Source organism: Streptomyces sp. NPDC057474, from assembly GCF_042802555.1.
Taxonomy (GTDB): domain Bacteria; phylum Actinomycetota; class Actinomycetes; order Streptomycetales; family Streptomycetaceae; genus Streptomyces.
This window is the reverse complement of sequence record NZ_JBHVDX010000009.1, coordinates 66,496-88,944: the sequence shown is the minus strand read 5'-3', so window position 1 is coordinate 88,944 and position 22,449 is coordinate 66,496. Positions and strand designations below refer to the sequence as shown.

At 71.6% G+C, this 22,449-nt stretch carries 19 protein-coding genes; 6 read left to right on the top strand and 13 right to left on the bottom strand.

What is annotated here, in order from left to right; translation table 11 throughout:
- Positions 1-289 precede the first annotated feature (289 nt).
- Entirely contained in the window at positions 290-1,945 is a 1,656-nt protein-coding gene (locus tag ACFU53_RS04345; RefSeq protein ID WP_383985904.1) for a protein kinase, read from the top strand.
- Positions 1,946-2,054: 109 nt separating this feature from the next.
- On the opposite strand, the gene ACFU53_RS04340 is transcribed toward ACFU53_RS04345, so the two are convergent.
- Positions 2,055-2,597 carry a bacterial proteasome activator family protein gene (locus ACFU53_RS04340; RefSeq protein ID WP_383985902.1) on the bottom strand — a complete coding sequence of 181 codons (543 nt, stop codon included), beginning with the start codon at positions 2,595-2,597 and terminating at the stop codon, positions 2,055-2,057.
- A gap of 511 nt (positions 2,598-3,108) precedes the next feature.
- On the opposite strand from ACFU53_RS04340, the gene ACFU53_RS04335 reads away from it, so the two are divergent.
- On the top strand, positions 3,109-3,510 hold the full coding sequence (locus ACFU53_RS04335; protein ID WP_383985900.1) for a hypothetical protein: 402 nt from the start codon (positions 3,109-3,111) through the stop codon (positions 3,508-3,510).
- A gap of 324 nt (positions 3,511-3,834) precedes the next feature.
- On the opposite strand, the gene ACFU53_RS04330 is transcribed toward ACFU53_RS04335, so the two are convergent.
- Entirely contained in the window at positions 3,835-4,815 is a 981-nt protein-coding gene (locus ACFU53_RS04330; protein WP_383985898.1) for an NAD(P)H-quinone oxidoreductase, read from the bottom strand.
- A 432-nt stretch (positions 4,816-5,247) separates the two neighbouring features.
- On the opposite strand from ACFU53_RS04330, the gene ACFU53_RS04325 reads away from it, so the two are divergent.
- Complete coding sequence (locus ACFU53_RS04325; protein ID WP_383985896.1) at positions 5,248-6,276, top strand: ATP-binding cassette domain-containing protein; 1,029 nt, start codon at positions 5,248-5,250, stop codon at positions 6,274-6,276.
- On the top strand, positions 6,273-7,121 hold the full coding sequence (locus ACFU53_RS04320; RefSeq protein ID WP_383985894.1) for an ABC transporter permease: 849 nt from the start codon (positions 6,273-6,275) through the stop codon (positions 7,119-7,121). Before ACFU53_RS04325 ends, ACFU53_RS04320 begins: the two co-directional genes overlap by 4 nt.
- Positions 7,122-7,220: 99 nt before the next feature.
- Here ACFU53_RS04320 and ACFU53_RS04315 read toward each other — a convergent pair whose 3' ends face one another.
- The 6 genes from ACFU53_RS04315 to pdhA form a co-directional block, all read right to left on the bottom strand.
- Entirely contained in the window at positions 7,221-8,312 is a 1,092-nt protein-coding gene (locus ACFU53_RS04315; RefSeq protein ID WP_383985892.1) for a potassium channel family protein, read from the bottom strand.
- A 112-nt stretch (positions 8,313-8,424) separates the two neighbouring features.
- Positions 8,425-9,777 carry a molybdopterin molybdotransferase MoeA gene (locus tag ACFU53_RS04310; protein WP_383985890.1) on the bottom strand — a complete coding sequence of 451 codons (1,353 nt, stop codon included), beginning with the start codon at positions 9,775-9,777 and terminating at the stop codon, positions 8,425-8,427.
- Positions 9,774-10,817, bottom strand: coding sequence for an NTP transferase domain-containing protein (locus tag ACFU53_RS04305; RefSeq protein WP_383985888.1), 1,044 nt, complete (start codon positions 10,815-10,817; stop codon positions 9,774-9,776). The genes ACFU53_RS04310 and ACFU53_RS04305 overlap by 4 nt, the downstream gene beginning before the upstream one ends.
- 113 nt (positions 10,818-10,930) lie before the next feature.
- Positions 10,931-12,283 (bottom strand): dihydrolipoamide acetyltransferase family protein, encoded by a 1,353-nt coding sequence (locus ACFU53_RS04300; RefSeq protein WP_383985886.1) that lies wholly within the window; start codon positions 12,281-12,283, stop codon positions 10,931-10,933.
- Positions 12,283-13,287, bottom strand: a complete 1,005-nt coding sequence (locus ACFU53_RS04295; RefSeq protein ID WP_383985884.1) for an alpha-ketoacid dehydrogenase subunit beta — start codon at positions 13,285-13,287, stop codon at positions 12,283-12,285. Before ACFU53_RS04295 ends, ACFU53_RS04300 begins: the two co-directional genes overlap by 1 nt.
- The gene (gene pdhA, locus ACFU53_RS04290) at positions 13,284-14,420 is read right to left on the bottom strand and encodes a pyruvate dehydrogenase (acetyl-transferring) E1 component subunit alpha (RefSeq protein ID WP_383985882.1); all 1,137 of its coding nucleotides are present in this window, start codon (positions 14,418-14,420) and stop codon (positions 13,284-13,286) included. Before pdhA ends, ACFU53_RS04295 begins: the two co-directional genes overlap by 4 nt.
- 189 nt (positions 14,421-14,609) lie before the next feature.
- Here pdhA and ACFU53_RS04285 point away from each other — a divergent pair, with 189 nt between their 5' ends.
- Positions 14,610-15,095 carry an Lrp/AsnC family transcriptional regulator gene (locus ACFU53_RS04285; protein WP_383985918.1) on the top strand — a complete coding sequence of 162 codons (486 nt, stop codon included), beginning with the start codon at positions 14,610-14,612 and terminating at the stop codon, positions 15,093-15,095.
- Positions 15,096-15,219: 124 nt separating this feature from the next.
- On the opposite strand, the gene ACFU53_RS04280 is transcribed toward ACFU53_RS04285, so the two are convergent.
- Positions 15,220-15,810 carry a TetR/AcrR family transcriptional regulator gene (locus ACFU53_RS04280; RefSeq protein WP_383985881.1) on the bottom strand — a complete coding sequence of 197 codons (591 nt, stop codon included), beginning with the start codon at positions 15,808-15,810 and terminating at the stop codon, positions 15,220-15,222.
- A complete protein-coding gene (locus ACFU53_RS04275; RefSeq protein WP_383985879.1) occupies positions 15,807-17,324 on the bottom strand; it encodes a 3-hydroxyacyl-CoA dehydrogenase in 1,518 nt (505 codons plus the stop codon). The genes ACFU53_RS04280 and ACFU53_RS04275 overlap by 4 nt, the downstream gene beginning before the upstream one ends.
- Positions 17,325-17,525: 201 nt before the next feature.
- Here ACFU53_RS04275 and paaN point away from each other — a divergent pair, with 201 nt between their 5' ends.
- Entirely contained in the window at positions 17,526-19,232 is a 1,707-nt protein-coding gene (paaN, locus tag ACFU53_RS04270; RefSeq protein WP_383985877.1) for a phenylacetic acid degradation protein PaaN, read from the top strand.
- Positions 19,233-19,324: 92 nt separating this feature from the next.
- Here paaN and ACFU53_RS04265 read toward each other — a convergent pair whose 3' ends face one another.
- The 3 genes from ACFU53_RS04265 to ACFU53_RS04255 are packed head-to-tail and all read right to left on the bottom strand — an operon-like array spanning position 19,325 to position 22,379.
- Positions 19,325-20,167 (bottom strand): TrmH family RNA methyltransferase, encoded by an 843-nt coding sequence (locus tag ACFU53_RS04265; protein ID WP_383985875.1) that lies wholly within the window; start codon positions 20,165-20,167, stop codon positions 19,325-19,327.
- The gene (locus ACFU53_RS04260; RefSeq protein WP_383985873.1) at positions 20,164-21,465 is read right to left on the bottom strand and encodes an HTTM domain-containing protein; all 1,302 of its coding nucleotides are present in this window, start codon (positions 21,463-21,465) and stop codon (positions 20,164-20,166) included. The genes ACFU53_RS04265 and ACFU53_RS04260 overlap by 4 nt, the downstream gene beginning before the upstream one ends.
- Positions 21,462-22,379 (bottom strand): DUF5819 family protein, encoded by a 918-nt coding sequence (locus ACFU53_RS04255; RefSeq protein ID WP_383985871.1) that lies wholly within the window; start codon positions 22,377-22,379, stop codon positions 21,462-21,464. The genes ACFU53_RS04260 and ACFU53_RS04255 overlap by 4 nt, the downstream gene beginning before the upstream one ends.
- Positions 22,380-22,449: the final 70 nt, after the last annotated feature.

The following is a 22,449-nucleotide window of genomic DNA, read 5'->3' as shown; positions in this document are numbered from 1 at the left end:
GCGCGACGGGTTCACGACGGATTCAAGGTGGATTCAAAGGTTGATCGGCCATGAAACCCGCACCGCGCTCACTCGTGCAAGTTCTGTGTACCGGGCGTACGCCCCCTGTAACGCTTCCGCGACGCTTCTTTCGCGTACGGTCACGGATCGGGCACCGCGCTTGACGTGTCAGTGCCCTGGGGCAGACTTGGCCGGGAATCGCACAAAGGATCACCAGCATCATCAGGGATCACCGATCGCGGGAGCCACGCCAGCTGCTTTCGCGCGCGCCGATGGGGGACGCAGGAAGATGAGCCAGGACGCCGCACAGGGCCGGTACGCGGGGCGGTCGCTAGCCGGTGGCCGCTATCAGCTGCGTGACCTGCTCGGCGAGGGCGGCATGGCCTCCGTCCACCTCGCGTACGACTCGGTGCTCGACCGCCAGGTCGCGATCAAGACACTCCACACCGAACTGGGCCGCGAACAGGCCTTCCGTGAGCGTTTCCGCCGCGAGGCGCAGGCCGTGGCGAAGCTCACCCACACGAACATCGTCTCGGTTTTCGACACCGGCGAGGACGAGATGGACGGCATGACGACGCCGTACATCGTCATGGAGTACATCGAGGGCAAGCCGCTCGGCTCGGTGCTCGACGCGGATGTCGCCCAGCTCGGCGCGATGCCCGCCGACAAGGCGCTGAAGATCACCGCGGACGTGCTGGCGGCGCTGGAGATCAGCCACGAGATGGGCCTGGTCCACCGGGACATCAAGCCGGGCAACGTGATGATGACCAAGCGCAACGTCGTGAAGGTCATGGACTTCGGCATCGCCCGCGCCATGCAGTCGGGCGTCACGTCGATGACGCAGACCGGCATGGTCGTCGGCACCCCGCAGTACCTGTCGCCCGAGCAGGCCCTCGGCCGCGGGGTCGACGCGCGCTCCGACCTGTACTCGGTCGGCATCATGCTGTTCCAACTGACCACCGGGCGGCTGCCGTTCGAGGCGGACTCGCCGCTGGCCATAGCGTATGCGCACGTTCAGGAGGAGCCGGTCGCTCCCTCCTCCATCAACCGTTCCCTGCCGCCGGCCGTCGACGCCATCATCGCCCGCGCGCTGAAGAAGAACCCGAACGAGCGGTTCCCGAGCGCGGAGGCGATGCGGGACGAGTGCCTGCGGGTCGCCGCGTCCCTCCAGCCCGTCGCGCCGAGCATCGTGCCGGGCGCGCAGACGTCCAGCGGTGCCGGGGTCTCCTCCGCGGTCTTCCCGCCGATCGACCACACGGGCACACCCCAGTCGGGCAGCGTCCAGACGCCGTACCAGCCACATGCGACGGGCGGCTACGGTCCGCCGACGCCCACGCCCGCTCCGGCGCCCGCCCCGTCCTACGGCTACCCGCAGCAGGGCGGCTACCAGACACCGCCGCAGACCTCCGCGTACGCGCCGCAGCAGGGGGCGGCCACCCCGCCGCCGTACAACATCGCGCCCCAGCAGTCCTCGCTCTCGGCGGGGCGTTCCGGGGGCGGGAAGAGCAACAAGGGTGTGATCGTGGGGGCGATCGTCGTGTCGGTCGTCGCGGTCGGCAGCCTGATCGCAGCGCTCAGCCTGAACAAGGGAACAGAGACCGCGAGCGGCGACACCGGCACGGACGTGTCCGCCTCGCCGACCGTGGTCGAGGGGCACAAGGGCCCGGACACGTCGAAGGTCATCGACTCGACCGAGTGCACGGAGCCCTCGGAGTCGTACAACGACCCCGACAAGATCCTGCTGCCGGACTTCACCTTCAAGAACATCGACTCGGTGAAGAAGTGCCTCCAGGCGGCGGGCTGGGAGTACGACACCCAGAAGGTCGACGAGAACACGTACGGCGAGGGCACGGTCATGGAGCAGTACCCCTCGGCCGACGAGGACGTCGACCCCAAGGACATGCCCTCGATCATTCTCAAGGTCTCGACGGGCAACCCGGCCTGACGCCCGCCCCCTTGTCATAGGGACTGGTCCAGGAGACTTGTCATAGGAAGGGCCCGGCACTTCACGTGCCGGGCCCTTTGCGTACGTATGGGTGGGGGTTGGCCGGAGGCTAGAGGTACGGGCCGCCCGAGCGGCCGAGCGTCCGCGGATCGTCGTCGCCCTCGTGGCCGCCGACCCCGGGCGGCAGCGCGCGGCGCATCTGCTCCAACTGGGCCCGGGCGGCCATCTGCTGGGCGAACAGCGTCGTCTGGATCCCGTGGAAGAGTCCTTCGAGCCAGCCGACCAACTGGGCCTGCGCGATCCGCAGTTCCGCGTCGCTCGGGATCGCCTCGTCCGTGAAGGGCAGGGAGAGCCGCTCCAGCTCATCGACCAGTTCGGGCGCCAGGCCGTCCTCCAGTTCCTTCACCGAGCTGGCGTGGATCTCCTTCAGCCGGGCCCGGCTGGCCTCGTCGAGGGGCGCGACCCGCACCTCTTCGAGCAGCTGCTTGATCATGCTGCCGATGCGCATGACCTTGGCCGGCTGTTCCACCATCTCCGTCACCGGGACCTCGCGGGAGTCCTCGTCTCCTCCGCCGCCCACCGCCATTCCGTCCTGGCCCACGACCAGGATCTGGGGCTGTTCGGGTGACCGTTCGTTCCTCGGCATCTCCATGCCGCCATTCTCTCGCACACGTACACCTCACCATCCTGGTGCCCCCCACGGATGGTGATCCACCGTTTACGTGCGAGCGGTTCGTGTCCCGAGCGGGGGTTTTGTGACTGCCTGGGGCCTTCGGCGGGCATCGGCGGTCGGCCTGCGGCGGCGGGTCGACCCGGTCTCGGTCGCGTGGGCACCGGTCAGCCCGATGGCCCGCCCGTGGGCTTGCGGCCCGCTTCGGACGGCGGGCATGAGGGCGGGCCGGGGCGAAGACCGGCTACATCGGCGGGTCACGGACGGACATCAGTCGGCCTCGGCGGACCCGGCGCGCCTGGCCAGGCCTCGCTCGGGCCTTCTGCGGCTTGGGCCGCCTTCGGACGGCCTTCGAGCGGCCCTCGGACGGCCCTCGGACGGCTTTCGGCTTTCGGACGGCTTTCGGACGGATTCCGCGGGCCGGGGCCGAGATGCCGGGGTGCGGCGTGCGTGTGAGTCTGGGGGCGTGGCTCCTTGGCTTCGCTCGGCACGCGTGACGGGACTTGTCCTCCCGGGACTGCTCGTGGTCCTGGTGGTGGGGGCCGTGCCTGCCGGGTACGCGGCCGAGCCCGACCCCGCGACCTCCTGGGCCGGCAGCCGCGCGGGCGAGGGGCGGGAGCGGCCGGGGCGGCAGGACGCCGATCCTGTGGACCCCGAGGACGACGCGTACGCGCCCTCGAACGAACCCGCCGCGGAACCGGACGGCCCGGGCGCCACCATCGCCCCCGAGCCGTCACAGAACGCCGCCCTGCCCGTACCGGCTGCCCCACCCGGAACCGGCACCGCGACCGCCGAGGAACCCGTCCTGCAGGTCCTGTCCCTCGGCAGCGGCCTCATGCTGATGGGCCTGGGCCTCGGCCTGGCCTTCGTGGGGCTGCGGATCCGACGGGACTGAGCAGGGCCGAGCAGGGCCGCAGGGCCGAGCAGGGGCTCGTACGGCGTTCCGGCCGGTCCCACGACCGCCGGTCCACGGCCGCCGGTCCACCGCCGCCGGTCCACGGCGGCCGGCCCACCGCGGCCGGTCCACGACCGCCGGTCCACCGCCGCCGGCCCACGACCGCCGGCCCACCGCCGCCGGCCCACCGCCGCCGGCCCACCGCCGCCGGTCCACGACCGCCGGCCCACCGCCGCCGGCCCACGACCGCCGGCCCACCGCCGCCGGTCCACGACCGCCGGCCCACCGCCGCCGGTCCACAGCGGCCGGTCCACGGCCGCCGGTCTACGGCACCACCAGGAGCACCTTGCCGATGTGGCCGCTCTCCTCCAGTACCCGGTGGGCCGTGGCCGCGTCGTCCATCGGGATCTCGCGGTCGACGACAGGGCGTACGTGGCCGCCGTCGATCAGCGGCCACACGTGCTCGCGTACGGCGGCGACGATGGCGGTCTTCTCCTCCAGAGGGCGGGCGCGCAGCGAGGTCGCGCTGACCGCGGCGCGCTTGGCGAGGAGGGCACCTATGTTCAGCTCGCCCTTGACGCCGCCCTGCATGCCGATGATCGCGAGGCGGCCGTTGACGGCGAGGACCCGGACGTTGCGGTCGAGATACTTGGCGCCCATGTTGTCGAGGACGACGTCCGCTCCCTTGCCGTCCGTGGCCTTCCGGACCTCCTCGACGAAGTCCTGCTCGCGGTAGTTGATCAGGATGTCCGCGCCCAGGGCGGCGCACTGTTCGAGCTTCTCCTTGGTGCCCGCCGTGACGGCGACCTTCGCGCCGACGGCCTTGGCGAGCTGGATGGCCATCGTGCCGATGCCGCTGGAGCCACCGTGCACGAGGAGGGTCTCGCCGGGGCGCAGGTGGGCGATCATGAAGACGTTCGACCAGACCGTGCAGGTCACCTCGGGCAGCGCGGCGGCCCGGTTGAGGTCGAGGCCGGAGGGCACGGGCAGCAGCTGGCCGGCCGGGGCGACGACCTTCGCCGCGTAGCCGCCGCCCGAGAGCAGCGCGCACACCTCGTCGCCGACGCTCCACCCGGTCACGGCGGGCCCGATCTCCGCGATCCGCCCGGAGCACTCCAGGCCGGGGTAGGGCGAGGCGCCGGGCGGCGGGTCGTAGAAGCCCTGCCGCTGGAGCAGGTCGGCGCGGTTCACGGCGCTCGCCGCCACCTCGATGAGCACTTCGCCCTCGCCGGGCACCGGGTCGGGGACCTCGTCCCACACCAGGGCCTCGGGTCCACCGGGTTCGGGAATCGTGATCGCATACATGAGGGGGACGCTACTCCTCGGCCTCCGCACCTTGTCCCCGGTCCCGACACCTTCACGTCACGGCCGACCGCCCCGCCTCCCCCGGCCCGGCCGCCTCCCCGGCCGACCCGCGTTGCCGATCCCGGCCGGCCTGCGTCCCCAGCCCGGTCTACGTCCCCGGCCGACCTGCGCCCCCGGCAGGTCTACGTCCCCGACCGGCCTGCGCCCCCGGTCCGATTCTGTTGCGCCCTTGGTCCTAATCGGGGTGCAATCGGTTCCCATCGGAGAGACCGTGGAGACCCTACGGCCGCACGGGCTTTCGGCGGCGCGCTTCGCCCCCGGTGTCGAAGCAGTCCCGACTGCCCGCGCGGCGACCGATGAGTTTCGGCGGTCCCGGTGGTCTCCCTTTGCGTAGCCCCGGACACGGGCCCCGTACGCGGAAGGATCCCAGACATGAGCGCACAGACGTCCGGCCTCGCGATCGAGACCGCGGGTCTGGTGAAGACCTTCGGCGAGACCCGGGCCGTCGACGGCGTCGACCTGGCCGTGCCCGCCGGCACGGTCTACGGCGTCCTCGGCCCGAACGGCGCCGGCAAGACGACCACGGTGAAGATGCTCGCCACCCTGCTGCGCCCCGACGGGGGCGAGGCGCACGTCTTCGGTCACGACGTCGTCCGGGAGGCCGACGAGGTACGCGGCCGGGTGAGCCTGACCGGGCAGTACGCCTCCGTGGACGAGGACCTGACCGGCACCGAGAACCTGGTGCTGCTCGCCCGGCTCCTCGGCCACGACAAACGGGCGGCTCGCCATCGTGCCGGGCAACTGCTGGAGGCCTTCGGGCTGAGCGAGGCGGCCGGCAAGCAGGTCAAGCACTACTCGGGCGGCATGCGGCGCCGTATCGACATCGCCGCGTCCATCCTGAACACGCCCGACCTGCTGTTCCTGGACGAGCCGACGACCGGCCTCGATCCGCGCAGCCGCAACCAGGTGTGGGACATCGTGCGCGCGGTGGTCGCCCAGGGCACGACGGTGCTGCTGACCACGCAGTATCTGGACGAGGCGGACCAGCTGGCGTCCCGGATCGCGGTCATCGACCAGGGCAAGGTGATCGCGGAGGGCACGAAGGGCGAGCTGAAGGCGTCCGTGGGCGCCGGTTCCGTCCATCTGCGGCTGCGCGACGCGGCCCAGCGGCCGCAGGCCGAGGAGGTGCTGCGACTCGCCCTCGACGCCGATGTGCAGCGGGAGCCGGACCCGGTGGCGCTGACGGCACGCGTCGGCGCGGGGTCCGCCAACGGGCAGGGTGCCGCCGAAGCGGCCGCCCGGGCGCTCGCCGAGCTGGCCCGTACCGGCATCACCGTCGACAACTTCTCGCTGGGGCAGCCCAGCCTGGACGAGGTGTTCCTCGCCCTCACCGGACACGACACCAAGGCGGCGGCGCAGGCCGACGACGCCCCCGAGACGAAGGACGAGGCGGCGGCATGAGCACCGCGACCACCACCGAGAACAAGGAACTCGCCCCCGTCAGCGCCGAGTCGCTCGCCGCGCTGCTCATCGCCAAGGAACGGCCGCCGCGGCCCAGCGCCCTGTCGGCGTCGCTGACCTTCGGCTGGCGGGCCATGCTCAAGATCAAACACGTGCCGGAGCAACTCTTCGACGTCACCGCCTTCCCGATCATGATGGTGCTGATGTACACGTACCTCTTCGGCGGTGCGCTGGCCGGCTCCCCGGAGGAGTACATCCAGTTCCTGCTGCCGGGCATCCTGGTGATGTCGGTCGTGATGATCACGATGTACACCGGTGTCTCGGTCAACACGGACATCGAGAAGGGTGTCTTCGACCGGTTCCGCTCGCTGCCGATCTGGCGGCCGTCGACGATGGTCGGCTATCTGCTGGGCGACGCCCTGCGCTATGCGATCGCGTCCGTGGTGATGCTCACCGTCGGCATGATCCTCGGCTACCGCCCGGACGGCGGAGTGCTGGGCGTGGTCGCCGGGATCGCGCTGCTCATCGTCTTCTCGTTCGCGTTCTCGTGGATCTGGACGATGTTCGGCCTGATGCTGCGCACCGAGAAGTCCGTGATGGGCGTCAGCATGATGGTGATCTTCCCGCTGACCTTCCTGTCCAACGTCTTCGTCGACCCGAGCACCATGCCGGGCTGGCTCCAGGCCTTCGTCAACAACAGCCCGGTCACGCATCTGGCCTCGGCGGTCCGAGAGTTGATGGCGGGCGAGTGGCCCACCGCGGAGATCGCCTGGACGCTGGGCTGGTCCGCCCTGTTCGTGCTGGTCTTCGGACCGATCACGATGCGGCTGTACAACCGCAAGTAGCGGTCCGCCCGGTTCAGTTGGTCCCCAGCAGGAGGGCGCCCCGGGAGTACGTCCCCGAGGCGCCCTCCTGCTGTACATGTTCCCGTCGTCGCCGACCCGCTACGGCAGGTGTCTGGTCTCGGGCGTGATCTTCGTGCTCGGCGTGGCGCGGACGATGGTGATGAGCCGGTCCGTCAACTGGAGCTCGCCGATGGACGGATCGTCGTAGCCGAGCACCCGATGTCCGCGCAGCACGCTGACCACCAGGTCCTCCGTCTCCCGCACGCCGCGCCCCACCTCGGCCTTTATGACCGGCCGTTCGGCGATGTCGAGCCCGCTGCCCTGCTGGATGAGGTCTTCCATGACCATGCCGGCGGCGGGGCTGAGCACGGAGAGCCCCAGGAGCCGTCCGGCCGCGCTCGCGCTGGTGATGACGACGTCCGCCCCGGACTGCTTCAGCAGCGGCGCGTTCTCCTCCTCCCGTACGGCGGCCACGATCTTCGCCCCGCGGTTGAGCTGGCGGGCAGTCAGCGTGACCAGTACGGCGGTGTCGTCCCGCGCGGTCGAGATGATGATCTGCCGCGCCTTGTGCGCCTCGGCCTGCAACAGCACATCACTGCGCGTCGCGTCCCCGACGACCCCCGTGTACCCATCGGCCGTCGCGGCGTCGATGACTTTGGAGCTGGGGTCCACGACGACGACCTGCTCCTTCTTCAGCCCCGTCGTGCAGACGGTCTGGATCGCCGAGCGTCCCTTCGTCCCGAAGCCGACGACAACGGTGTGCTCCCTCAAAGCCGCCCTCCAGCGGTTCAGTCGCCATTCCTCACGCGTGCGCTCCGTGAGGACCTCCAGTGTGGTCCCGACCAGGATGATCAGGAACAGCACACGCAGTGGCGTGATCACGAAGATGTTGGTGAACCGGGCAGCATCACTGACCGGGGTGATGTCGCCGTAACCGGTGGTGGAGAGGGTGACGGTGGCGTAGTAGAACGCGTCGAGCAGGTCCACGGAACCGTCGGAGTTGTCGTTGTACCCCTCATTGTCGCCATAGACGATGAACGCGGTCGCGAGCAGCACGAACAAGGCCATCGCCAGCCGCTTGCCGACCTGCCGGATCGGCCGCTCGACCTCCTGTTTCGGCAGTCTCACCTGGTGGGTCACCAGACGCTCGTCCGCGTTGCGGGCGATCGCATCATGGCCCGGCAGTTTCACGTGAAACACTCCCCGTTTCGACGTACATCCCCTGACTGCACTTCGCCCCCCTCTGCCCGTTGTTTCACGTGAAACATCGTTGTTCTCAAGGCCGGTTGGCCATGGGGATGTTTCACGTGAAACACACTTGGATCCCCGCTGTCGCCCAGGGCAGGTCGAGCAGCTCCAGCTCCTGGCCGGGGCGGGCGCCGCCAGGCGGTACGACGGCAAGGGCATCAGCGGTGGCGATTCCGCGGAGCATAGCGGGACCGTTGTAGTGCAGCGGCAGTGCGTCGTCACCGCGCAGACTGACGGGAACGAGCCGGGTGTCGTACGGGTGCCCGTGCACCGCGTCCCGCAGAGGCATCGCGTACGGCTCCGGGGCGGCACGTCCGGCGAGGGTCCGCAGCAGGGGCTCGGCGAGCGTGAACAGCCCGGACACGGCGGCCAGGGGGTTGCCGGGCAGTCCGACGAGGTGCTGGTCCTGCTTGATACGGGCCAGCAGCATGGGGTGGCCCGGGCGCACCTTCACGCCGTTGACGAGGAGTTCGGCCCCGACGCGGCGCAGGATGGGGTGGACGTGGTCGACGGGTCCGGCGGCCGTTCCGCCCGTGGTGACGATGAGGTCGGCGGAGGATTTCTTCACGGCCCGGTACAGGGCGTCGGCGTCGTCCCCGAGGCGGCGTACGGCGGTGACCTCGGCGCCGAGTGCCCGGAGCCAGGACGGGAGCATCGGGCCGAGGGCGTCCCGGATCAGGCCCTCGCGCGGGAGTCCCTCGGTGAGCAGTTCGTCGCCCAGGACGAGCAGTTCGACACGTGGGCGGGGTAGCACGCTCACCGTGTCGTACCCGGCGGCCGCCGCGAGTCCCAGCGCGGCCGGGGTGATCTGCGTACCGAGCGGCAGCAGTTGGTCGCCGTTGCGGCACTCCTGGCCTCGTGGGCGGATGTCCTGCCCGTGTGCCAGGTCCCGGGTCGGGTGCAGCCGTCCCTTGTCGTCGGTGCGGCCGTGCTCGCTGCGCAGGACTGCGGTCGTGTCGGGCGGGATGCGGGCGCCCGTGGCGATCCTGACCGCCTCCCCGTCCGTGAGCCGCCCGGGTTCGGCCTGCCCTGCCAGCACACCTTCCTCCCGTACGTCCCAGGGGCCGGGGCCCGCGACCGCCCAGCCGTCCATCGCGGAGGTGTCGAAGGAGGGGAGGTCGGTGAGGGCGGTCAGGGGGGCGGCGAGAACGAGGCCGAGGGCCTTGTCGACGGTGACCGACACGGGGGCCCGGCGGCCGGCCGAGCGGGCGGCGCGTTCGGCGACGGCTCGGGCCTCGGGCCAGGAGGTGGCCTTGTGAGGGGAGTCGTCCTTGGCCCGGTGCGCGCCGGGACCGGTCGTGGGGGTTTCGCGGGAGGAGTGGGGCTCTTTCGGCCCCCGGACGGCCCTGTCGTTGGCCACGGCCAGCGCCTCCTCCACGTCGAGTTCCTCGGCGTCCTGGGCGGTCATCCGGCGGCCGGGCCGGTGTCCTGGCCGGTGCCGGGCTCGGCGTCCGGCTTGGCGTCCGGCTTGGCGTCCGGCTTGGTGTCCGGCTTCGCCTCGGGAGTGTCCTCATCGGCCCAGCTCAGGGCCAGGGCGGAGGCCTTGCGGGCGGCCTCGGTGACCGCCTCGGGGCCTCCCCCGGCCTTGGCTGCGGCGTAGCCGACGAGGAACGTGGTCAGCGGGGCGGCGGGCCGGGCCACGCTGTGGGCGGCGTCACGGGCCAGATCGAGCAGCTCGGTGATGTCGACGTCGAGGTCGATCCCCAGCTCGTCCTTGACTGCGGAAATCCATTCATCCAACACGTGGCCATGCTCCCTGATCCGTGCGCGGGCGGCGGCGATGTCGTCCCAGGTGTCGCAGTCGAAGGACGCGACAGGGTCGGTGATGCGGGTGAGGCGCAGTGCGGCGGTCAGCCGACGCAGGGGGAGCCCGGTGAGGCCGCCGTGCTCGGCGGCGAGCCGCGCGAGCTCACGGCACAGGGCCTCGGCCCGGTAGGCGGCCACGAGGGGCTGGTCACGACCGTCGGGGTCGGTGACCAGGACGCCGTCGGCGCGAGCGGACGGGGGCCTGTCTTCAACGCCGCCGGGGGCGGGAGTGCCGTCGGTGGCGTCGGCAGGGACGCCCTGCGGCTCGGCGTCGTCGGCCCGGAGACGGTCGAGCAGCCGCCGTACCGTCTCCTCGTCCAGGAACGGCAGGTCGGCGGAGAGGACGACGACGTACGGCGCGGTGGTGTGCCGGAGTCCGGCGTCCAGCGCGGCCAAGGGCCCGCCGCCTGAGGGTTCCTCGCGGGCCCACAGCACGGGCCGCGCGGTGGGGCGGGGGTCGGCCACGACGACGGTCGCCCCGGCCCCGGCGCAGGCGGTCAGCACTCGGTCGAGCAGGGCCCGTCCCCCCACGCGCACGGCGGGCTTGTCGGCGCCGCCGAGCCGCCGGGCGGCGCCTCCGGCGAGCACGACGGCGTCGAACGCCTCGGTACCGGGGCCGCCCGTGGGCTCGTACACGGTCACCCCCCGAGTATGCGTGCCCCCGCGATCACAGGGAACGCGGGGAGCCACGCGGTCACGGCCCGGTCGGCTCCGACGGCGGAGAGCGACCGGGCCGTGACGGGCGAAGCCGGTGATCAGAGCATGCGCAGCAGCACCGCCGGCTGTTCGACGCAGTCCGCCACATAGCGCAGGAAGCCCCCCGCCGTGCCGCCGTCGCACACCCGGTGGTCGAAGGTGAGCGAAAGCTGCACGACCTGCCGTACCGCCAGCGTGCCCTCGTGCACCCAGGGCTTGGGGACGATGCGGCCGACGCCGAGCATGGCGGCCTCGGGGTGGTTGATGATCGGCGTGGAGCCGTCGACGCCGAAGACGCCGTAGTTGTTCAGCGTGAAGGTCCCGCCGGTCAGCTGGCCGGGTGTCAGCGTCCCGGTCCGCGCCGCCTCGGTCAGCCGGGCGAACTCGGCGCCGAGCGACTCCGCGTTCCTGGTGTGCGCGTCCCGTACGACGGGCACGACCAGCCCCCGTTCCGTCTGCGCGGCGAACCCGAGGTGCACCTGGTCCAGCCGTACGACCTCGCGCGCCTCCATGTCGACCGTCGAGTTGAGCTCCGGGAAACGGGCCAGCGCGGCGGTGCAGATCCGGGCGAGCAGCGCGACGAGGGAGACTTTCGGGCCGCCGTCGGCCGCGTTCATCGCCGTACGGGCGTTCATCAGCTCCGTCGCGTCGGCGTCCACCCAGCAGGTCGCGTCTGGGATCTCACGCCGGCTGCGGGAGAGCTTGTCGGCGACGGCGCCTCGGACACCTCGGAGGGGGATGCGGGTGCCGGAAGGGGTTCCAGCGGGCGCGGACTGCGCGACGGGCGCGACGACCGGCTGCGCGGTCACGGCCTGCGGCGCCTGCACCGGGGCCGTGGCAGCCCGCAGCGCGTGCTCCACGTCCGCCCGCAGAATCAGCCCCTCGGGGCCCGAGCCGTGCAACTTCCGCAGGTCCAGGCCGTTCTCTCGGGCGAGCCGGCGGACGAGCGGGGAGATGACCGGCACGGGTCCGTCCGGGCGCTCGGGGGCGGCGGCCGGAGCGGCGGCCGTTTCGACGGCGGTGAGCCGTACCGCCGGCGCGGCAGGCGCCACGGACCGGATCGGCTCCCCTGGCCGCACCCTCCTGCGTCGTGCCGGAGGTGCTCCCGTGCCGTATCCGACCAGCACGTTGCCGGAACCCTCGTCGGCGGTGGCGCCGGAAACGGGGGCTCCCACAGCAACCGTCAGCAGGGGTGCGCCGACGGGCAGTTCCGTGCCCTCCTCCCCGAAGCGGGCGGTGACGACGCCGCCGTAGGGGCAGGGGACCTCGACCATCGCCTTGGCCGTCTCGACCTCGACGACCGGCTGGTCGATCGCGACGACGTCCCCGACCTGGACCAGCCAGCGGACGATCTCGGCCTCGGTCAGACCCTCACCGAGGTCGGGCAGCTTGAACTCCAGCACCTGGGCCATCAGTTCTCCGCCTCCCACTGCAGGCGCCCCACGGCGTCCAGGATCCGGTCGACGCCGGGCAGATGGTGCCGCTCCAGCATCGGCGGCGGATACGGGATGTCGAACCCGGCGACGCGCAGCACAGGCGCCTCCAGATGGTGGAAGCAGCGCTCGGTGACGCGGGCCGCGATCTCGCCGCCCGGGCCGCCGTAGGAGCCGGACTCGTGAACGACCACCGCGCGGCCGGTCCGCCGCACCGACGCGGCGACGGTCTCGTCGTCGAAGGGAACCAGGGAGCGCAGGTCGACCACTTCGAGGTCCCAGCCCTCGGCCGTGGCCGCCTCGGCGGCCTCCAGGCAGACGGGCACGGACGGGCCGTAGGTGAGGAGCGTGGCGCTGCGGCCGGCGCGGCGCACGACCGCGCGGCCGATCGGCTCGACGGTCTGCGGTTCCTCGGGGTTCCAGGAGTCCTTCGACCAGTACAGGCGCTTGGGCTCCAGGAAGACGACCGGATCGTCGGAGGCGATGGCGGCGCGCAGCAGCCCGTAGGCGTCGGCCACGGTGGCGGGCGTGACGACATGGAGCCCCGGAGTCGCCATGTAGTACGCCTCGGAGGAGTCGCTGTGGTGCTCGACGCCGCCGATGCCACCGCCGTACGGGACGCGAATGGTGATCGGGAGCGGCATCGCGCCGCGCGTGCGGTTGCGCATGCGGGCGACATGGCTGATGAGCTGCTCGAACGCCGGGTAGGCGAACGCGTCGAACTGCATCTCGACGACCGGCCGGAGCCCGTACATCGCCATGCCGACGGCCGTGCCGAGGATGCCCGCCTCGGCGAGCGGGGTGTCGGTGACCCGGTCCTCGCCGAACTCCTTGGTGAGCCCGTCGGTGACCCGGAAGACACCGCCGAGGGCGCCGACGTCCTCGCCCATGACGTGCACGGTGGGGTCGGCGGTCATGGCGTCGCGGAGGGCGCGGGTGAGCGCCTGCGCCATGGTGGCGGGCTTGAGGGCGACGGTGGTCATCGGTGCGCCCCTTCTTGTTCCGCCGCCAGCTCGGCCCGCAACAGGTCCTCCTGCTCACGCAGTTGAGGGGTGGGTTCGGCGTAGACGTGGGCGAAGAGGTCCATGGGGTCGAGCACCGGGTCCTGGTTCATGCGCTCGCGCAGGTCGGCCGCCATCGTCTCGGCGGCGTCGCGGGCGGCCCGGACGCCGTCCTCGTCGAGGAGGCCGCGCTCGGTCAGCTCGTGCTCCAGGAGCTCGATCGGGTCGTGCGCACGCCAGGTCTCGACCTCGGCGTCGCCCCGGTAGCGGGTCGCGTCGTCGGCGTTGGTATGGGCGTCGATGCGGTACGTCACCGCCTCGACGAGCGTGGGACCGCCACCCGCGCGCGCGTGGGCCACGGCTTCGGCGAGCACCTGGTGCACGGCGGCCGCGTCGTTGCCGTCGACCAGGCGGCCCGGCATCCCGTAGCCGACGGCCTTGTGGGCCAGCGAAGGGGCGGCGGTCTGCTTGGCGAGCGGGACGGAGATCGCGAAGCCGTTGTTCTGGACGAGAAAGACGACCGGGGCCTGCCAGACGGCGGCGAAGTTGAGCGCCTCGTGGAAGTCGCCCTCACTGGTGCCGCCGTCGCCGACCAGGGCGAGCGCCACCACGTCGTCGCCCTTGAGGCGGGCGGCGTGCGCGAGGCCCACGGCGTGCGGGAGCTGGGTGGCGAGCGGGGTGCACAGGGGCGCGACGCGGTGCTCGTGCGGGTCGTAGCCGGTGTGCCAGTCGCCGCGCAGCAGCGTGAGCGCCTGCACGGGGTCGAGGCCGCGGGCGACGGCGGCGAGCGTGTCGCGGTAGCTCGGGAAGAGCCAGTCCCGCTCTTCGAGGACGAGCGCGGCGGCGACCTCGCAGGCCTCCTGGCCGGTGCTGGAGGGGTAGACGGCGAGCCTGCCCTGTTTGGTCAGGGCCGTGGCCTGCGTGTTGTAGCGACGGCCGCGCACCAGCTCGGCGTAGAGCCGGCGCAGCAGCGCGGGGTCGGCGTCGGCCGCCGCGTCCGTGCCGAGCACGCGGTACGGCAGCGCGTCGGGCAGCAGCGGCGCGGGATCCGTGCGGGGCTGCCAGGCGGGCGGCGGTGTCGGGCGGTACGCGCCCCGCTGCTCCATGACCGTCATACGGCACCTCCTCGTGGGAGTGGCTCCGGGACGCGGCACGGCTGTGACGCGTCTCACCTACCGATTGTTCGGTCGTTGACGCATTTTGGCTACAGGCACCCTCAGGCTGTGGACAAACGGTTCTGCACAGCCTGAAATGAACGCAGTACGTCCATGGCAGGGAGGCGGGGGCACATGGCACCTGAACAAATGGCCGAGCTGCCGGAGCACGGCCCGGCCCTGCCGCCCCCTCGACCGCTGGACGCCATAGATCAGGACATCCTGCGCATGCTGCAGGGGGACGGCCGCGCCTCGATACGGTCCGTCGCCGAGCGCGTCCACGTCTCCCGCGCCAACGCCTACGCCCGCATCAACCGCCTCATCGAGGACGGCGTGATCCGTGGCTTCGGGGCGCGCGTGAACCACGAGCGCGCCGGAAAGGGAACCTCGGCCTACATCACCCTCAAGATCGTGCAGAACTCCTGGCGCACGGTCCGCGACCAGCTGCGCCAGCTGTCCGGCGCCGCCCACATCGCCCTGGTCGGCGGCGACTACGACGTCCTGCTCCTGGTGCACACCTCGGACAACAGGGCCCTGCGCGAGGTCGTCCTCACCAAGCTCCAGGCCATCCCGGAGGTGCTCAGCACCCGGACGCTGCTGGTGTTCGAGGAGGAGGACGTGGAACCGGAGGGGTGATCGGTCCCGAGCCCGCTGTTCTCGCAGGATGACCGGTCCCGAGCCCACAGGCCTCGCAGGATTGACCGGTCCCGAGCCCACAGGCCCTCGGAGAAGCGATCAGCCCAGGCTTTCGAAGGATCGATCAGTCCTGGGCGCGAAGACCCGCGAAGATCAGGTGCGCCACCGCGTCGGAGACTTCCCGCTCGCCCATGCCCCGTCCGTCCGGCCGGTACCACTCGACGATCGAGTTGATCATCCCGAAGACGAGCCGGGTCGCGAGCCGCACCTCGACGTCACCGCGCACGTCCCCGTCGGCAGCCGCGGCCTTCAGCAGCTCGGCGACCCGGTGGTCGAAGTCGCGGCGCCGCTCCAGGGCCCAGCGCTCGGTGTCGGTGTTGCCGCGCACCCGCAGCAGCAGGGTGACGTAGGGGAGCTCCTTCATGAGCACCTCGACCATGCGCCGTACGACGTGCTCCAGGCGCTCCACCGCCCGTCCCGCGCGCGCGGGTTCCTCGTCGAGGATCCCGAAGAGCCCGTCCAGCGCCCGGCTGACGGCCCGGCGCAACAGCTCCTCCTTGCCCGTGACGTGGTGGTATATCGACGACTTGGAGATACCGGCCGCCTTGGAGAGGTGCTCCATCGAGGTGCCGTCATAGCCACGCTCGTTGAAGACCCGGACGGCGACGGACAGCAGCGTCTCCGGGGTGTACGTGTCGCGCTTGGCGGTGGTCATGAGGAGGTGCCCTCCCGCTTGTCGGAGGCGTAGGCGTGGCGGTACAGCGCCAGCGACGGCGCGTAGCGCCCGGAGGGGTCGCGCAGGTGCAGGTCGTCCAGGAGGGCGTACGCCCAGTTGCGGCCCAGCCTGCGGCTCCATTCGAAGGGCCCCAGCGGGTAGTTGACGCCCAGGCGCATCGCCGTGTCGATGTCCTCCTTGGTGGCCACGCCCTTGGCGACGGCGTCGTGCGCGAGGTCGACGATCCGCGCCACCGTGCGGGCGACGATCATGCCGGGCGCGTCCCCGATGACACTGACGTCCTTGCCGAGCGCCTGGAAGAGCCCGGTGGCCTCCACAAGGGTCTGCGGTGAAGTGTCCTGGGAGGCGGACAGGGCGATCCGGGTGGCCCTGCGGTAGTCGAGCGCGAGGTCGAAGTAGACGACGTCCCGGAACTCCACGGAGGTCTGGCCGTCGGCGAGGGCCAGCTGGCCGCCGCTCGGCAGGACGAGCCGGGTGCCGTGGTCCTCCTCGTCGTCGCGGACGGCGATGCCCGCCTCCCGGATCAGCGTGAGCAGTTCGGAGGCGGGGCCCAGATCACCCTCGACGACGACGTACGCGGGCGCCGCGACCGGGTCGGCGGTGTGCGGCTCGGGGGGCTCGGCGTCGTCGGCGTAGTCGTACCAGCCCTGGCCCGTCTTGCGGCCGAGCCGGCCGGACTCGACGAGCCGTCGCTGGGCCAGCGAGGGCGTGAAGCGCACGTCCTGGAAGAAGGCCTGCCACACGGAGTGGGTGACGGACTCGTTGACGTCCTGCCCGATGAGGTCGGTCAGCTCGAAGGCGCCCATCTTGAAGCCGCCGCACTCGCGCAGGATCGCGTCGATGGTGGCGGGCTCGGCGGCCTGCGCCTCGTAGACCGCGAAGGCCTCGGCGTAGAACGGCCGAGCGAGGCGGTTGACGATGAAGCCGGGGGTGTCGGCGCAGGCGACCGGGTTCTTGCCCCAGGCTCGGGCCGTCTCGTACGCGCGCGTGGCCGACGTGAAGTCGGTGGCGAAGCCTGAGACGACCTCGACGAGGGGCAGCAGCGGCGCGGGGTTGAAGAAGTGCAGGCCCACGAAACGGCCCGGGTTGCGCAGGGCGCCGCCGATGGCCGTGACGGACAGGGAGGAGGTGTTGGTGGCGAGCAGGCAGTCCTCGCCGACGACGCCCTCCAGCGCGCGGAACAGCTCCTGCTTGGCGTCCAGCCGTTCCAGGACCGCCTCGACGACGAGACCGCAGTCCGCGAGGTCGGCGAGGCTCTCGGCGGCGTGCAGCCGGGCGCGCGCGGCGTCCCGGTCGGCGCCGGTCATGCGGTCCTTCGCGACGAGCCGGTCGAGCCGGGCGCCGATCGTTTCGACGGCCTCCCGTGCACGGCCGGGGGCAACATCGAACAGTCGTACGAGGTGGCCCGCGACCAGTGCGACCTGGGCGATGCCCTGACCCATGGTTCCGGTGCCGACGACGGCCACGGGGCTGCTGAGGTCGAGTCCTGTCATGTGCGCGATCCTCCCGCACGGGGTTGTCCACAGATACGGCGGACCCCCTTGTCCCGACCGATCGTTCGGTTACTCTAACTCTGTCCGCCCACCCGCCGCCCACCACCCCCTGAACGAGGCGCTTCGCGCCACATCCCCTGATTCTTTCCTGCCCAGGTCAGAGCTCGAAGAAGAGCCCCTGACGTGAGGAGTTGGTCAAGCATGGCCGCCGAACTGTCCGCGCAGACCCTGATCGCCAAGCACCGGCCCACCCTCGACCAGGCGCTGGAAGCGATCCGCACACGCGCGTACTGGTCGCCCCACCCCGAGCACCCCAAGGCGTACGGCGAGAACGGCAGCCTGGGCATGGCCGAGGGCAAGGCCGCCTTCGACGCCCTCCTCGGCACCCGCCTCGACCTCGGCCAGCCCGGTACCGACGACTGGGTGGGCGGCGAGATCTCCCCGTACGGCATCGAGCTGGGCGTGGCCTACCCGCACGCGGACGTCGACACGCTGCTGCCCGCCATGAAGGCGGGCCGGCGCGCGTGGCGCGACGCGGGCGCGGAGGCGCGCGCGGCGGTGTGCCTGGAGATCCTCAAGAGGATCAGCGACCGCACCCACGAGTTCGCCCACGCGGTCATGCACACCAGCGGCCAGGCCTTCATGATGGCCTTCCAGGCCGGCGGCCCGCACGCGCAGGACCGAGGCCTGGAGGCGGTGGCGTACGCGTACGCGGAGCAGGTCCGCACCCCGGACAACGCGGAGTGGACCAAGCCCCAGGGCAAGCGCGACCCGCTCGCGCTCACCAAGCAGTTCAAGCCGGTGCCGCGCGGCATCGCCCTGGTCATCGGCTGCAACACCTTCCCGACGTGGAACGGCTACCCGGGCCTGTTCGCCTCCCTCGCCACCGGCAACGCGGTCCTCGTGAAGCCCCACCCCCGCGCGGTGCTGCCGCTCGCCCTCACCGTCCAGGTCGCCCGCGAGGTCCTCGCCGAGGCCGGCTTCGACCCCAACCTGGTCGCACTGGCCGCCGAACGCCCCGGCGAGGGCATCGCCAAGGACCTGGCCACCCGCCCCGAGATCCGCATCATCGACTACACCGGCTCGACGTCCTTCGGCGACTGGCTGGAGGCCAACGCCCGCCAGGCGGAGGTCTACACGGAGAAGGCCGGCGTCAACACGGTGCTCGTCGACTCCACCGACGACTACAAGGGCATGCTCTCCAACCTGGCCTTCTCCCTGTCCCTGTACAGCGGCCAGATGTGCACCACCCCGCAGAACCTCCTCATCCCCCGCGGCGGCATCACCACCGACGAGGGCCCCAAGTCCTACGACGAGGTCGTCGCCGACCTCGCCAAGTCGGTCGGCGGCCTGCTGGGCGACGACGCGCGTGCGAACGCGCTGCTCGGCGCGATCGTGAACCCCGACGTCAAGGCCCGCCTCGAAGCCGCCGCGTCGCTCGGCGAAGTCGCCCTCGCCTCACGGGAGATCAGCAACCCGGAGTTCCCCGGCGCGGTCGTCCGTACGCCGGTGATCGTGAAGCTCGACGGCGCGCGGAAGTACTGGGAGCGGACCGACGACGAGGCCGCGTACATGAGCGAGTGCTTCGGGCCGGTGTCGTTCGCCGTCGCCGTCGACTCGGCCACGGACGCGGTGGAATTGCTGCGCCGGACCATCGGCGACAAGGGCGCGATGACCGTCGGCGCGTACACGACCTCCGGTGAGGTGGCCGAGGCTGTCGAGGAGGTCTGTCTGGAGGAGTGCGCGCAGTTGTCGCTGAACCTCACGGGCGGGGTGTATGTGAACCAGACTGCGGCGTTCTCCGACTTCCACGGGTCCGGTGGGAATCCGGCGGCGAATGCGGCTCTGTGCGACGGAGCGTTCGTGGCCAACCGGTTCCGGGTGGTGGAAATTCGGCGCGACGCGTAGGGGGTTGCTCGTGGCGTGGGGCGGCTGCCGGTCCGTTGTGGCTGGTCGCGCGGTTCCCCGCGCCCCTTCGCCGGCGCTCCTGCCGGGCTTGCTCAGAAGGAACCCATGCTCCAGTGGTAGAGCGTCATCGCCACGCTTGTCGCCAGGTTGTAGCTGGAGACCTGGGGGCGCATCGGGAGGGACAGCAAGTGGTCGGCTCGGGCGCGGAGTTCGGTGGAGAGGCCGCTGCGCTCTGAGCCGAAGGCGAGGACGGCGTCGTCCGGGAGCTTCAGCCCCCGGATGTCGTCGCCCTCGGGGTCGAGCGCGAAGAGCGGGCCCGGGGGCAGGTCGGCGACCTCCAGCCGCTCGACGGCGGTCGCGAAGTGCAGGCCCGCCCCGCCGCGCACGACCGTGGGGTGCCAGGGGTCCAGGGTGCCCGTGGTGACCACGCCGGTCGCGCCGAAACCGGCGGCCAGCCGGATCACCGCCCCCGCGTTCCCCAGGTTGCGCGGGTTGTCGAGGACGACGACGGGCGCGGTGCGCGGGGTGTGGGCGAGGGCCGCCAGATTGACCGCGCGCGAGGGGCGTACGGCCAGGGCGGCGACGGCGGTGGGGTGCGGGCGCGGCACTAGGGTCCGGTACGTCTCCTGCGGGACCTCCCGGAGGAGGTGCGCGAGCCGATCCCGTACGTCCGGGGCCAGGTCGTCGGCGAGGGCGAGCGCCGCCGCGCGGTCGACGGTGACGGCCACCGGCACCTCGGCGTCGAAGCGCACGGCGTGCTTGAGCGCGTGGAAACCGTCGAGCAGGACGGCGGTGTCGGCGAGGCGGCGCCAGGTCCGCAGGGAATCGTCCGCCGGACCGTCGTCCGTCGGACCGTCCGCCGCCTGGCGGACGGTCGATCCGGTCACCGGGCCGCCCGCCGGTCCGTCCTCTGGTCCGCTCACCGGATCGTTCATGCGGTGAAGCCTACGTGCGCCTGCTCGGCCGCCTCCTTCTCCTGCGGGACCGGCGGCTGCTGCGGGTCGCGCGGGCCCGGGACCGTACGGCCGCGCCCCGGCGCCGCGCGACGTACGACGCGGTCACGCGCGCGTGCCACCAGGCCACCCAGGCGCTTCAGGAAGGGCGTCGGCAGGAAGACGGCGTCGGCGGCGATCATCGCGAGCGAGAAGAACGGCAGGCCCAGCACGACGGCGATCACGGCGTGCTCGGTCATCATGACGGCCAGCAGGACGTTCTTGACTCGCCGGTTGAAGAGTGTGAACGGGAAGGCGACCTGCACGATCACCGTCCCGTACGTCACCAGCATCACCATCGTGCCGCTGGACGACATCAGGTCGGAGAGCGCGGCCCAGGGTGAGAAGTAGTCCAGGTGGAGCGGGTAGTAGGCGGCCGTGCCGTCCTGCCAGCGCGAGCCCTGGATCTTGTACCAGCCGGCCGCCGCGTAGATCAGACACGCCTCAGCCATGATCACGACCAGGGCGGCGTTGTGCGTGAGATTGCCGACGATGTCGAGCAGCACGCGCGGCTTGATGTCCGACTCGATGCGGCCGACGGCCCACCACAGGCCGTGCACCGCCCACAGCCCCCAGAAGAACGTCAGCCAGCCGCCCAGCAGACCGCCGGGAATCAGACCGCCGAACGTCGACACCAGCAGCGCGAACCCGAGCACGCACCACAGGGCGGGGCCGACCCGGTCCTCCGGTGCCCTGCCGTCCCGCTCCAGGCGCTCGCGCCTGCGCCGCGCGCGCCGCGCGTCCAGCGACCAGACCTGGGCGCAGCGGACGAAGACGAGATAGATCGCCATGAGGTGGATGACGTTGTCGCCGCCGTCACCCATGAAGACGCTGCGGTTCTGCAGCGAGAGGACCCCCGCCATGAACAGCACGCTCGCGGCGCGGGTGCGCCAGCCGAGCAGCAGAAGAAGGGTGGACAGGATGGCGACGGCGTAGACGATCTCGAACCACACCATGCTGTCGGACCACATCAACACGGTGAAGGCGTCGTTGTTCGCGATCAGCCGCTGGGCCAGTTCCCAGCTCCAGGGCCCGTCGGGGCCGTACAACTCGCGCCGGTGCGGGAACTCGCGCAGCAGGAACAGCAGCCAGGTCGCGGAGAAGCCGATACGGATGATCGCGCTCTGGTACGGGCCCAGCGCGCGATCGGTGGCCCGGGTGATCCCGTTGCCTATCGCGGCGGCGAGACGCCCTGTCGGGCTCACCGGCTGGACCCGGTCGGTCGGGCTCATGGAGTTCATTCGGCGTTCGCCTCCGTCCGACCGGTGACGGCCCGGCCGGCGCCGCCCGCGTTGGCGGCGGCGTCCGTCCGGTCGTTGTCGGTCACCGACCACCAGGGCAGCTCACGGACGACGGGCTTGTCGGACACCTTTTCCTCGCTCCACTCGGGCGGCGACACGTTGGTGGTACGGGACCGGAGCTGGATCCGCTCGATCACACCGCCGGGGCCGTCGGCCTGCTCGCGGTCGAGGCGCATCACCACGATGCGGCGCACATAGCGCTCGGACAGGTCGCCGCGCGACGAGGTGGCGCGGTGCTCGCCGTCGTGGGTGGCCGTATAGAAGTCCCAGGCCCGGCGCAGTTCGTTCTGCTGTGCGTGGCTCGGCACCGGATTGCGGTCGATCGCGGCGCCGTCCAGCGCCGAGAGGTCGTACCAGCCGGTCTCGCGCACCTTGCCGTCGGCGGTGCGGACCTCGGCGCGCGCCTGCACCGAGATGTTCTGCTGCAACGGGTTCGGCGCGAACAGCTTCCAGTTCTGCTCGAACTCCGGGTACACCCATTCGTCCACCGCCCGACCGTGCTGCTTCGTCAGCGTGTTCGACGGCGCGATGTGGAGAAACACCAGCCCGAGATGCGCGCAGGTCGCCACCGCCACGACCGCGAGCACCAGCGCCACGGCGATCTGGTACGGCAGGGTGAGCGCGGCGATACCGGAGGCCGGCTGCGCCGGTTCGGCCATCTGCTCCGGTCGCGTCCGGGGAAGCGACTCCGACTCCGACGGCGACTGCGGCGGGGACGAGGGGGCGGACGCCGGGGCCTGGGCCGGGGTCTGCCGGGGTGGCTGGGCCTGCGAGGTCGCATCGCTCGCGGAGGCGGAGCCCTCGGGCTCGTCCGGCCCTCGCCGGGCGTTCGAGACCTCGTCGTTCGCGTCCATTCCGCCCCGCTCCCCGATTCCCACTACCCGGTCCACTTCCCCACCGGAACTTACTCAGCCGCGTCCTCCG